Annotated in this window: 12 protein-coding genes and 2 pseudogenes; 6 read left to right on the forward strand and 8 right to left on the reverse strand. The window is 71.2% G+C overall.

Annotated elements, in window-relative coordinates:
* Nucleotides 1-579: 579 nt before the first annotated feature.
* Together ACWGIU_RS06715 and ACWGIU_RS06720 are read left to right on the forward strand one after the other, a co-directional pair.
* A pseudogene (locus ACWGIU_RS06715) lies at nucleotides 580-861 on the forward strand (histidine kinase); the annotation flags it as partial.
* A gap of 223 nt (nucleotides 862-1,084) precedes the next feature.
* Nucleotides 1,085-1,393: pseudogene (locus ACWGIU_RS06720) on the forward strand (response regulator transcription factor); the annotation flags it as partial.
* Nucleotides 1,394-1,641: 248 nt separating this feature from the next.
* Here the strand turns inward: ACWGIU_RS06720 and ACWGIU_RS06725 are convergent.
* Both ACWGIU_RS06725 and ACWGIU_RS06730 read right to left on the reverse strand, forming a co-directional pair.
* Nucleotides 1,642-2,007: an ArsR/SmtB family transcription factor gene (locus tag ACWGIU_RS06725; RefSeq protein WP_030758679.1), complete on the reverse strand. Its 366-nt coding sequence runs from the start codon at nucleotides 2,005-2,007 to the stop codon at nucleotides 1,642-1,644.
* A 181-nt stretch (nucleotides 2,008-2,188) separates the two neighbouring features.
* Nucleotides 2,189-2,563 carry a hypothetical protein gene (locus ACWGIU_RS06730; RefSeq protein WP_453703084.1) on the reverse strand — a complete coding sequence of 125 codons (375 nt, stop codon included), beginning with the start codon at nucleotides 2,561-2,563 and terminating at the stop codon, nucleotides 2,189-2,191.
* Nucleotides 2,564-2,887: 324 nt separating this feature from the next.
* On the opposite strand from ACWGIU_RS06730, the gene ACWGIU_RS06735 reads away from it, so the two are divergent.
* Nucleotides 2,888-3,166: an SHOCT domain-containing protein gene (locus ACWGIU_RS06735; protein ID WP_453703086.1), complete on the forward strand. Its 279-nt coding sequence runs from the start codon at nucleotides 2,888-2,890 to the stop codon at nucleotides 3,164-3,166.
* A 176-nt stretch (nucleotides 3,167-3,342) separates the two neighbouring features.
* Here the strand turns inward: ACWGIU_RS06735 and ACWGIU_RS06740 are convergent, their stop codons facing one another.
* On the reverse strand, nucleotides 3,343-4,332 hold the full coding sequence (locus ACWGIU_RS06740) for an ArsR family transcriptional regulator (protein WP_453703100.1): 990 nt from the start codon (nucleotides 4,330-4,332) through the stop codon (nucleotides 3,343-3,345).
* A gap of 112 nt (nucleotides 4,333-4,444) precedes the next feature.
* On the opposite strand from ACWGIU_RS06740, the gene ACWGIU_RS06745 reads away from it, so the two are divergent.
* Nucleotides 4,445-5,383, forward strand: coding sequence for an oxidoreductase (locus ACWGIU_RS06745; RefSeq protein WP_453703087.1), 939 nt, complete (start codon nucleotides 4,445-4,447; stop codon nucleotides 5,381-5,383).
* Here ACWGIU_RS06745 and ACWGIU_RS06750 read toward each other — a convergent pair.
* Both ACWGIU_RS06750 and ACWGIU_RS06755 read right to left on the reverse strand, forming a co-directional pair.
* Nucleotides 5,380-5,628, reverse strand: a complete 249-nt coding sequence (locus ACWGIU_RS06750) for a hypothetical protein (protein ID WP_453703088.1) — start codon at nucleotides 5,626-5,628, stop codon at nucleotides 5,380-5,382. The genes ACWGIU_RS06745 and ACWGIU_RS06750 overlap by 4 nt on opposite strands.
* A 54-nt stretch (nucleotides 5,629-5,682) precedes the next feature.
* Nucleotides 5,683-6,189 (reverse strand): hypothetical protein, encoded by a 507-nt coding sequence (locus ACWGIU_RS06755; protein ID WP_453703090.1) that lies wholly within the window; start codon nucleotides 6,187-6,189, stop codon nucleotides 5,683-5,685.
* A 229-nt stretch (nucleotides 6,190-6,418) separates the two neighbouring features.
* Between ACWGIU_RS06755 and ACWGIU_RS06760 the strand changes: the two genes are divergently transcribed.
* Nucleotides 6,419-7,279, forward strand: a complete 861-nt coding sequence (locus tag ACWGIU_RS06760; RefSeq protein WP_453703091.1) for a S1 family peptidase — start codon at nucleotides 6,419-6,421, stop codon at nucleotides 7,277-7,279.
* Nucleotides 7,280-7,345: 66 nt separating this feature from the next.
* The gene (locus ACWGIU_RS06765; protein ID WP_453703093.1) at nucleotides 7,346-7,729 is read left to right on the forward strand and encodes a toxin Doc; all 384 of its coding nucleotides are present in this window, start codon (nucleotides 7,346-7,348) and stop codon (nucleotides 7,727-7,729) included.
* Nucleotides 7,730-7,840: 111 nt separating this feature from the next.
* On the opposite strand, the gene ACWGIU_RS06770 is transcribed toward ACWGIU_RS06765, so the two are convergent.
* The 3 genes from ACWGIU_RS06770 to ACWGIU_RS06780 form a co-directional block, all read right to left on the reverse strand.
* Nucleotides 7,841-8,227 carry a hypothetical protein gene (locus ACWGIU_RS06770; RefSeq protein ID WP_030725700.1) on the reverse strand — a complete coding sequence of 129 codons (387 nt, stop codon included), beginning with the start codon at nucleotides 8,225-8,227 and terminating at the stop codon, nucleotides 7,841-7,843.
* A gap of 310 nt (nucleotides 8,228-8,537) precedes the next feature.
* A complete protein-coding gene (locus ACWGIU_RS06775) occupies nucleotides 8,538-9,455 on the reverse strand; it encodes a MurR/RpiR family transcriptional regulator (RefSeq protein WP_453703095.1) in 918 nt (305 codons plus the stop codon).
* Between the two features lie 66 nt (nucleotides 9,456-9,521).
* Nucleotides 9,522-10,154: an NADPH-dependent FMN reductase gene (locus ACWGIU_RS06780; RefSeq protein ID WP_453703102.1), complete on the reverse strand. Its 633-nt coding sequence runs from the start codon at nucleotides 10,152-10,154 to the stop codon at nucleotides 9,522-9,524.
* Nucleotides 10,155-10,431 lie beyond the last annotated feature (277 nt).

Below are 10,431 nucleotides of genomic sequence, written 5' to 3' on the forward strand. Positions count from 1 at the left end.
TGCCGGTCGGACCGCGCCGCCGGTCGGGCCGTCGTCCGCGAGGCCGAAAAGTCGGGTACGGGTACTACGTGGGGAGTACGCCTGAAACGCTACGCCGGGGTGACGCGGGTGACGGCGGACGCCGTCTAGCGTGGCTGTATGGACGAGCTGCGCGAACGCCCGGGTCCCCCGTGGCGGCGATGGGTGGAGCGGACCGGGCGGGGCCCGGCCTGGCGCTCGGCGCTGCTCGTCGCCGTCTTCACGCAGATCGGCGCGGGGTGGGCCGCCCACGCGCAGAGCGGGCGGGTGCCGCTGGACGCCTTCGCCCGGCTCCTGCTGCTGATCGGGCCCGCCCTCCTCGTGGTGCGGCACCGGTACCCGGTGGCCGTGGCGTACGGGGTCGGCGTCGTCACCCTGGTCTATGTGGGTGCCGGTTATCCGTACGGCCCGGTGTTCCTCAGTCTGGCCCTGGCCTGCTTCGCCGCCGTCGTCGCCGGATACCGCCGGGCCGCCTGGGGGGCGGTCGGCCTGTTCTGGGCCGGGCACCTGCTCATCGGGCACTGGCTCTACCGTTGGCTCCCGCCCGCCGGGGACGGACCGATGCCCTGGGTACAGGAGGTGGGTGTCACCGCATGGGTGCTCGCGGTGCTCGCCGTCGCGGAGCTGGTCCGCGTACGCCGGGAGCAGTGGGCCCGGGAGCGGGCCGAGCGGGCGGCGGCCGAGAGGCGCCGGGTGGACGAGGAGCGGCTGCGGATCGCGCGGGAACTGCACGACGTCCTCGCCCACAGCATTTCGGTGATCAATGTCCAGGCGGGGGTCGGACTGGCCCTGCTCGACTCCGATCCCGAGCAGGCCCGTACGGCGCTCGCCACCATCAAGGCGGCGAGCAAGGAGGCGCTGGGTGAAGTCCGGCAGGTCCTCGACACCCTGCGCTCCCCCGGCGAGGCGCCGCGCTCCCCCGCGCCCGGTCTGGACCGCCTCCCCGAGCTCGTGGAGCAGGCCGCGACGGCCGGGCTGGCCGTGGACGTCTCGGCCGAAGGGGAGGCGAGGGCGCTGCCGCCCGGCGTGGATCTCGCCGCCTTCCGCATCCTCCAGGAGGCCACGCGTGGTCGCGGGCGACGCCCTGCTGTCCCCCGGCGTCACCCGCCGCCTGATCGCGGAGTTCGCGGCCCGTTCGAAACGGCCCACCACGGCGGCCGGGCTGGGCCCGCTCACCGACCGGGAACGGGAGGTGATGGCCCTGGTGGGTATGGGCCTGTCCAACGACGAGATCGCCCGCCGTCTGGTCGTCAGCCCCCTCACGGCGAAGACGCACGTCAGCCGCACCATGGTGAAACTGGGCGCCCGCGACCGCGCCCAGCTGGTAGTCCTGGCCTACGAATCCGGCCTGGTCCGCCCCGGCTGGCTCAGCTGAAACACCGTCCGGGCCCTCGCCGGCTCTTCTGCAGGGTGCCCACTCCTCTTCGGCACCGCGAACGGCTACCCGCACGTACCTACGGCGTCGAGGCCATCCCCACCCTTCCTACCTGACACACCTCCCACCCTGCGAAGCCTGGTGTCCCCGAGCCCCGACCGGGCCGGGGACATCGCCGCCCAGGGCGGGAAGAGTCGCGACCGGGCACCTTCGCGGACACGAGCAGGCTCCGACGTCGCCATGGGCGGTCAGCGGCCGGCGACCTTGTCCGTGCGGTCCGTCTGCGGTCCCAGCTGCTGCAGTTCCGCCAGGAGTTCGCTCTGACCCGTCAGGAGCTCGGTCAGGATGCGCCGCGCCGCGCGCAGGAGGTCGGCCACGTCGCCGCCGGCGAGAGCGTAGCTGACGGTCGCTCCGTCGCGGATGGACACGACGATGCCGGATCGGCGCAGGACCGCCAACTGCTGGGAGAGGTTCGACGCCTCGACATCGATCGCGGCGAGGAGGTCGCGTACGGGTACGGGGCCGTTCTGCAGGAGTTCCAACACGCGGATGCGGACGGGGTGTCCGAGCATGCGGAAGAACTCGGCTTTCGCCTGGTAGAGGGGTACCTGCATTCCCATGAGTGCTCCTGCTGTTGCTTCAAACCTTGCTTGGGGGCGCGGGGCTTCCAGTCGGCCGACCACCCATACATTCGTACGGCCGGGCCCACGCACGCCCGGGGATTACCTGTTTCAGATGTGCCGGATTGAAGAATTCTTCAACTCATGGGCATGCGTGGGCGCGGAAATGCCGGACTCAGAGCTCCAGAGCTGCCTCGATGCGCTTGAGCTGGTGACGGGCCATGGCCAGGTTCGATTGGGACTTGTCCAGTACGAGGTACAGGAACAGACCGCCGTGCCCCCGGCCCTTGAGGAGCCGGATCAGGTGGTACTGGCCGCCGAGGGTGATGAGGACGTCCTCGATCTCGTCCTGCAGGCCCAGCATCTCCATCGTGCGGACCTTCGCGCGGATCACATCCGTGTTGCCCGCGGCGGCGACCGTGAGGTCGAGGTCCTTGCCGCCGCCCAGGGTCCCCAGCGCCATACCGCTGGTGTAATCCACCAACGCGGCTCCCATCGCACCCTCGATCGAGGTCATCGTCTCCTTCAAGGAGACCTCAACGTTCGCCATCGGTATTCGCTCCCTTGCCTGCTACGGACGCCGTCCGGCGATCGGTTCCTGCTGACACACCGGACGGCTTGTGATCCCGACGCTACCGAGCGTGCGTGACGACGTACGGGGAACGGGGGATTGCGTGAAATGTGCATATCGCCCGCCCTTGTCCTAGGTGTCCCAGGTGTCCCACGCGTACCGGCTCGCACGGCCGGGACCTGCACTGCAGGTACTCCGGGGGAAGTACCTGCGGTGCAGCCGGCCGTACGACGACCGGCGGGGTCTTTCGGAGGAGTCTCGTGGTGAGACGAAACGTCAGTACTTCCGAGGAGATGAACCGAGATGGATACCTTCACCACCCTCGCCTACGACGGGCCCGGCCCGTGGATCCTGTTCCTTCCGCTGATCTGGGCGGCGGTCGTCGTCGGTGTCGTCACCGTGCTGCGCCGCACCGTCCGGCGCGGGCGCCGCGGGGCGGCGGCCGCGTACGGTGAGCGGTCGCCGATCGCGATCCTGGGCCGTCGCTTCGCCGCCGGGGAGATCGACGAGGACGAGTACTGGCGGCGGCTGTCCGTCCTGGACGAGCAGTTCGGCCCTTCCCTCAAGGACGGGGCGGCGTGATCGCGCCGAGGCCTGCCGCCGGACGGGCCGGGGTCGTACGCATTCCGGCGCGGTTCACCGCGATGCGCCGCGCCGGGCCGCTGCCCGAGAAAACGGTGCCGAGCAGCACGGTCGGGCGGGACCCCCGGCGGGTGCGCATGCCCTGCCAGGCCTGCGAGACGCGGGCGCCCGCACGGTCACGGTGCCCCTCCCTGTACTCGTCCCCGCTCCGCGCCCGGAGTGCAGGCCGTGGCAACCAGCAGTGACTCGGCGACGGAGGTACGGGCGTAGAGCACGGAGCGGCCGGCCCGGTGTGCGCTGACCAGGCCGGCTGCGCGAAGCGCGGTGAGGTACTGGGACACTCCGGCGGCCGAGAGCCCCGTACGGCGGGCCAGTTCGGTGGTGGAGGCCGGGCTTTCCAGTTCGGTCAGCAGCCGGGTCCGTGAGCGGCCGAGTACGGCGGCCAAGGCCTCGGTCCGTCCGGCCGGCCGGGGTTCCCACAGTGCGCCGGTGCCACGCGCCGGATAGGCGAGTTGCGGCGGTTCGGGGGGCGTCACACGGGTGAACGGCACCGGTCCGGTGAAGACCGAGGGGATCAGCAGCAGCCCCGCGCCCGCCGTCCCGCGGGACAGGGGCCGGTGCCGCCGGGACAGCCGGAGCACGTCGTCGCCCCAGCTCACCGAGGGGTGAAGATCGTTGAAGAGGCGGCCGGCACCGTGCTCGGCGGCCTGCCGGGCCCGGTGGAAGACGTCGGCGTCGAGCACCGCGCGGATCCGTGCCCAGTAGGGCGCCAGGGCCAGTTCCCAGTAGGTCTCGATCTCTTCCGCGACCCGGACCAGGCGGGCCCGCGGGTCGGCGTACAAGGTCCGCGTGCGCGGGCCGAGGCGTCCCTGTTCCCGGCGCAGGCGGTCGAGGTCCTCGCGGACCCGGGCGGCGGGGGTGGCCCGGACCCTGGCCAGTTCCTCCGCCAGGGCGGGCGCCGGTCCGGTGGGCGCCGGGTTGAGGAAGTCCGGTACGTACCCCGAGGGCGGGATCAGTTCGGCCAGCCAGCCCCGGTCGAGGCCGACGGCCGCCAGCCGTGGCCTCACCTGGTCGGTCCAGGGCCGGTGCACGAGGGACGTGGACCCGGAGGCCAGCAGCCGGTAGCTGGGCCCCACCTCCCACATCGGCGAGACGGCGAACCGCATCTGCGCGAGATCGCTCACGGAAAACGCCAGCTCCGCCCGCACGGCCACCCCAAGGATTCAGTCATGCCTTAATCAATGGCCTGGCAGCCTACCGGGTGAGGATCATCCGGGCATGACCTCACAGACGATGACCGCGGATGCGGCGGGCACCTGGTATCTCGGCGACCTGAAGATCAACCGGATCGGCTTCGGTGCCATGCGCCTGACACAGACCGGCGAGGCGTTCGCGGACGACGCCGTACCCAGGGACCGCGGCCAGGCGGTCGGCGTGCTGCGCCGGGCGGTCGAGCTCGGCGTGAACCACATCGACACCGCCGCGTTCTACTTCTCGCCGCTGCGCTCCGCCAACGAGCTGATCAACACGGCACTGGCCCCCTACCCGGAGGACCTCGTGATCACCACCAAGGTCGGGCCGGGCCGGGGCCCGTCCGGGACCTGGCTCGAACACGCCACCCCGGAGCTGCTGCGCGGCCAGGTCGAGGAGAACCTGCGCCAGCTCGGCCGTGACCACCTCGACGTGGTGAACCTGCGGATCGTCGGGACCGATTCCATCGCCGAGCGATTCGGCGCGCTGGCCGAGCTCCGCGACGCGGGCCTCATCCGCCATCTCGGCATCTCCAACGTCACCCCCGAGCACCTCGCCGAGGCCCGGGCCATCGCGCCGGTGGTGTGCGTGCAGAACATGTACGGGATCGGGGTGCGGCCCGAGCACGACGGCTTCGTGCGCACCTGCGGCGAACAGGGCATCGCGTTCGTCCCCTTCTACTCCATCGCCGGCACCGGACGGCAGGCGGGCGCGGGCGGCGGCGCCGAGCACGAGGAGGTGCGCGCCGTGGCCCGGGCGCACGGCGCGAGTCCGGCGCAGGTACGGCTGGCGTGGACGCTGCGGCGGGGACCGCACGTTCTGGCCATTCCCGGCACGGGCGACCCCGATCATCTGGAGGCGAACGTCGCCGCCGGGGCGCTGCGTCTGTCGGAGGCGGATCTGGCCGTCCTGGAGGCCGTGCACCACGGCGGACCGGAAGCGGCGGGACCCTCCGGGCAGGACTAAGGAAGGTCGTCGGTCGGCGGGTCGGCCTCGTACACATGGGGGGTGTCCCCCTGCCAGTCCAGCAGCTCGGCGCCGCCGAGGACCACCTCGTCGGGGTCCGGCATGCCGGCTCGGCGCAGGAACTCGATGACGTCCTCGTCGGAGCGGGCCAGGCCCAGGGACTCCTCGCCGTTCGAGGTCCGCAGGGTCACCTGGCGGCCCCCCGACGGGAAGATCCGGTGTACGACGACGGGTGCATGGTGCATACCTCCAGCGTCGCCCCGTCGGCCCCGCCCGGCACCCCAGGAGCGTCAGGAGCGTCAGGGGGTGCGGCCGACCGTGGCGGCGCTGTCGGCGCGCTTGGGGATGCGGAGCGTGGAGGGGTCGGGGTAGGTGGCCTTCTCGGCCCGGAGGACTTCCTCGATCCCGGCCTTGAAGGCGGGCTCGAAAAATTCCACGCCCAGCAGCAGCCGCAGTCCCTCCAGGGTCGGGTCGAGCAGGGGGCGGGCCATGCGGGCGCCGCCGCCGCAGAGGCCGGGGAAGCCGGCGCGGGCGCTCTCCGGTCTCTCTCCCGCGCGCTCGTCGAGGCCGGCGGCGGCGTAGCCGGCGATCAGCGCGAGTTCGGCGAGGTACTTGCGGGCCCCCAGGGCCATCTCCTCGGCGCCCTGCAGGGTCTGGACGGAGCCGCCCGCCACTTTGAAGTCGTCGCTGATCCTCTTGAGACCGCGCGCCTCGTACACGGCGCGTGCCTCCTCGAAGAGCCGCCCCGCCTCGTCGACCGCCTTCATCGCCGTCACCAGCTGGTCGATGTCGATCTCGCGCTTCACGTTGCCTCCTGGTCCGGAACTGTGCTGCACAGACCGTAGGAGGCGGAGCCGCCGGTGCGGAACACCTGTGCACGGTCCGTTATCGACGCCTTCGGCGCGGTCCGGAACCCCTCTCCCGGCATCGTCGTCAACTGGCCATGCGGTCTTGCGAGTTGAAGCCGATGTCCCAACAATGCGCATGACAACCGAAGGATCTTCGGTCGCATTGTCCTCAGAGGGGAACCCCCACATGAACAAGCCTCTCACCGGCGCCTTACTCACCCTGCTCCTGCTGGGAGCGGCGGTCACCCCCGCCGTGGCCGCGCCCACCGCCCCCACGACCACGACCACGCCCACCGCCCCCGAGGCCACCGCCGTGGCGGTCAATTTCGCGGGCACCGTGGCCCTCAGCAACTGTTCCGGATCCGTCGTCCGCGCGCCCGGCTCCCAGCCGAACGACCTCGCGCTGGTCCTGTCCAACGGGCACTGCCTGGAGTCCGGGTTCCCGGCGGCCGGCGAGGTTGTGAAGGACCGCCCGTCCAGTCGCTCGTTCTCCCTGCTCAACTCGGCCGGATCGAAGGTCGGCACGCTCCGTGCGAGCAAGATCGCCTACGCGACGATGACCGACACCGACATCTCGATCTACCAGCTGACCCGGACCTACGCCCAGATCCAGAGTCAGTACGGCATCACCGCGCTGACCCTCGACGACGCCCGCCCGGCCCAGGGCTCGGCGATCAAGGTGGTCTCCGGCTACTGGAAGCGGATCTACAGCTGCAACGTGGACGGCTTCGCCTACCGCCTCAAGGAGGGCGACTGGACCTGGAAGGACTCGGTCCGCTACACCTCCGCCTGCAACACCATCGGCGGCACCTCCGGGTCACCGGTGGTCGACACGGCCACCGGCAAGGTCGTCGCCGTCAACAACACGGGCAACGAGGACGGCGCCCGCTGCACGGTGAACAACCCGTGCGAGGTCGACGAGAGCGGCAACGTGACGGTCCGCCAGGGCATCAACTACGCCCAGCAGACGTACATCGTCGTCTCCTGCATAGCCCCCGGCAACAAGATCGACCTGAACCGCCCCGGTTGCGCGCTGCCCAAGCCGTAGTCCCGCGCGTCCCCGCCCGACCGGAAAAGCCCCACGGCCGGGCCCCGGGCGGGGATACTCGGAGGCGTGGAACTGCACATCGATCACCGCTGGCTGCTGGAGCGGCAGGAGGCGCTGTTCAAGGACGTGGCGGTGGCCGACCACTCCGCCCTGGTCGCCGCCGTGGCCCGGCACCGGGTGAACACGCCCAGTCTGGAAGTGGACGACCCCGACGCCTACTGGCGTGCGGCCGCCCTGCTCGATGCGATCGTGCTGCTCCGGCCGCTCCCCGACTCCAACGAGTACTTCGCCTACGGGGTCGCCGTCGCGTACATCGAGGCCTCCGGGAAGGCGGTGGACGCCACCTACGACCAGTGGCGCGACCTCATCACGGACATCCGCATGCTGCGCGCCACCGTCTTCGACGTGGCCGCCCGGCTCCGCTCCTGGCAGCCGCCGCAGCGGGCCTGAGGGCTGTCCCGAAATCCCCGGCGGGCGCACGACGACAGCCACGGCACCTCGCCACGTATCGGCGCACGGCGGGACAACCCTCAGGGGTCACCGCAGAGGTCACCCAGGAGGTCAGCGCCTGCGCTGGGCGGGGGTGCCGACGAGGAGCGCGTCGGACACGAGGCGTGCGCCGCGGGCGAGCCGGCCCAGCTGCTCCAGCTCGACGGCGTACATCCTGATCGAGTTCTCGATGACCGACTCGGCGATGCCCATGGTCGGCAGCTCGGCGCGGCTGGTCTGCAGGGCCGCCCGCACCGCGCGCATCTCGTGCTGCAGCTGGAGCTGGACGTGCCGCGCGAGGAGCGCGTGGTGGCGAGTGAGGGTCAGGTAGCCGCCGTAGCGGGCCGGGAGCAGATCCCGCAGCCAACGCGTGGCCGTGCGCTCCCAGTCGTGCGTCCCGGGCGCCTTGACCTGCATGGGCCAGTCAGGGCTGAGGGTAAACGTGGCCGTCTGAGGCATTCTCGTCACTTCCGAGTGGTGTCGAACTCTGATCGAGACGTTCTTGGGGGCGGCCTCGGCCCAGGGGTTGACCGAGGCCGCCATGGGCGCTCTGCGGGATCCGAAAGCCTGGACCCGACACGCGATCGCGACCTGAGGAGGTTCGTCGTACCGCGAGTACGTTCGGGAGGACATGGGGGTCCTCCTTGGCATCTGGTGGATCCGGAGCGCCGTCGCCAGTAAACATATATACCGTCGAGTAAGCAAGAGTATGAAAAATTTCATGCACTTCGAGGGCTGAATATCGCCTGGTGAAGCGGGCCGCGGGGGGCTACAGGAAGAAGCCGTGCTGGTCGGCCACGTGCTCGTAGCTCTCCAGCCTCGCCTGGGTCCTTTCCGGGTCCGCGTCGGCCATCGCCTGCAGCAGGGCCGCGGACAGCATTCCGGGCGCCGCGTACGAGTCGAAGACCAGCCGGGATCCGGTCCCCGCCGTCAGGGCCACGTCCGCCTCGTCCACCAGCGGCCCCAGGGTGGGGTCCGTGATCAGGACCACACGAAGCCCCGTACTGCGGGCGGCCCGGATGGCCGCGAGGGTCTCCTTGGCGTGCCGGGGCATGGCGAAGGCCAGCACCCACGTCCCGCCGGCCGCCCTGGACTGCAGCAGCGCGTCGAAGGCGACGCTGCCGCCGCGGGTCACCAGACGTACGTCGGGGTGGATGCGCCGGGCCGCGTACGCGAAGTACTCCGCGAGCGAGACGGAGATGCGCAGGCCCAGGACGGTCAGCGGCACCGAGGCGGCCAGCTCGCGGCCGATGTCCAGCACCTGGTCGGTGTCGGCGAGCAGCCTTCGCACGTTCTCCAGGTTCTCGATCTCGGCGTCGACGGCTTCCTGCAGCTCGTTGCGGCGGATCTGCGCGCGGGTGTCCGGGGCGCCGGCGATGGCGCTGAGCGCGATCGGCTGCAGCACGTCACGCAGGGCGGGGTAGCCACTGAAGCCGAGGGAGGCGGCGAAGCGGGTCACGGAGGGCTGGCTCACGCCCACCCGCTCGGCCAGTTCGGTGATCGAGAGGAACGCCGCCTCGGTGAGGTGGTCGATCAGGTACTGGGCGATGCGGCGCTGGCCCGGTGACAGGCGGCGTCCGTCGAAGAGCGCGAGGAGCCGGTCGGCCGGAGGACGGACCTCTTCGGACGACTGGCCCCCTGGTGTGATCGCAGCCGCTTGTGCGCGTGCCTGCTGCCCCGATGACACTCGAGGGCCTCCCTAACTCATGTCACTCGCGCTCCAACATAGCTCACCCCCTGTGGCCGATGATGATCAGTCCTGGGTGCGTGAGGTCACGGGAGCGTCGGTGCGGTCGCCCAGGAACTCGTACCAGCGGCGCTGCAGGCACAGGTAACGGGTGTCGGCCTCGACGAGGTCGAGGAAGGAGCCGATCGTACTGGTGAGACGCTCGCCGAGGCCCCGGTCGGCGAGGGCTCCGTCCTCGGTGAACGCGTGGTGCGCGCCGGCCAGGCTGAACATGTCGGGGTAGACGCGCGCGCCGAGGTGTTCCAGCGGTACGCGCAGGGCCCAGAGCCCGCGGTTGCCGCCCACCATCGAGGGTGAGGCCGACACCAGGAGGGTCTGCTTGTCCTTGAAGGGCTGCGGGCGGTAGCGGGAGACCCAGTCGATGGCGTTCTTGAGCACACCCGGGACGGAGGCGTTGTACTCGGGCGAGGCGATGATCAGCGCCTGCGCGGCCTCGATCCGCGCGCACATGGCCAGAGCCCCTTCGGGCAGTCCCTCGTCGGCCTCCGCGTCGCCGTCGTACGGCGGCATCGGGAAGTCGCCGAGCGTGGCCGCCCGCACGGTGGCGCCGGCCCGGGACACCAGCGCGGCGACCAGGGAGCCGAGGCGGGCGTTGACCGATCCGGTGCGGGAGGAAGCGGACAGGACGAGCACCTGCAGCGGGGTACGGGCGTACTCGCCGTCGTGCGGACGGGCCGGATCCGCCGGGAAGTGGTCGATGTCGGTCGGGTTCATGCCGTCTTCTCCTGCTCTCTGCTGTGATCGGCGCGGGCGGGCGCGGCTCGACGCCCTCGGCGCGACTCGGCGCGACTCGGCACAAGGCACTCCCCGGGGCCACGCGCGGCGGGACCCGCACACTTCGGTGTGCGGGTCCCGTCCCGGCCGCGGGTCACTTCGCGCCCGGGTTCTCCCAGCGGTAGAACTCGTGGGCCATGGC

Source organism: Streptomyces sp. NPDC054840 (assembly GCF_053611065.1).

What these genes read in the sequence shown, in the direction of transcription:
- ACWGIU_RS06725 (WP_030758679.1), bottom strand. Translation starts at nt 2,007, where the DNA reads ATGCAGGTACCCCTCTACCAGGCGAAAGCCGAGTTCTTCCGCATGCTC.
- ACWGIU_RS06730 (WP_453703084.1), bottom strand. Translation starts at nt 2,563, where the DNA reads ATGGCGAACGTTGAGGTCTCCTTGAAGGAGACGATGACCTCGATCGAG.
- ACWGIU_RS06735 (WP_453703086.1), top strand. Translation starts at nt 2,888, where the DNA reads ATGGATACCTTCACCACCCTCGCCTACGACGGGCCCGGCCCGTGGATC.
- ACWGIU_RS06740 (WP_453703100.1), bottom strand. Translation starts at nt 4,332, where the DNA reads ATGCGGTTCGCCGTCTCGCCGATGTGGGAGGTGGGGCCCAGCTACCGG.
- ACWGIU_RS06745 (WP_453703087.1), top strand. Translation starts at nt 4,445, where the DNA reads ATGACCTCACAGACGATGACCGCGGATGCGGCGGGCACCTGGTATCTC.
- ACWGIU_RS06750 (WP_453703088.1), bottom strand. Translation starts at nt 5,628, where the DNA reads ATGCACCATGCACCCGTCGTCGTACACCGGATCTTCCCGTCGGGGGGC.
- ACWGIU_RS06760 (WP_453703091.1), top strand. Translation starts at nt 6,419, where the DNA reads ATGAACAAGCCTCTCACCGGCGCCTTACTCACCCTGCTCCTGCTGGGA.
- ACWGIU_RS06770 (WP_030725700.1), bottom strand. Translation starts at nt 8,227, where the DNA reads ATGCCTCAGACGGCCACGTTTACCCTCAGCCCTGACTGGCCCATGCAG.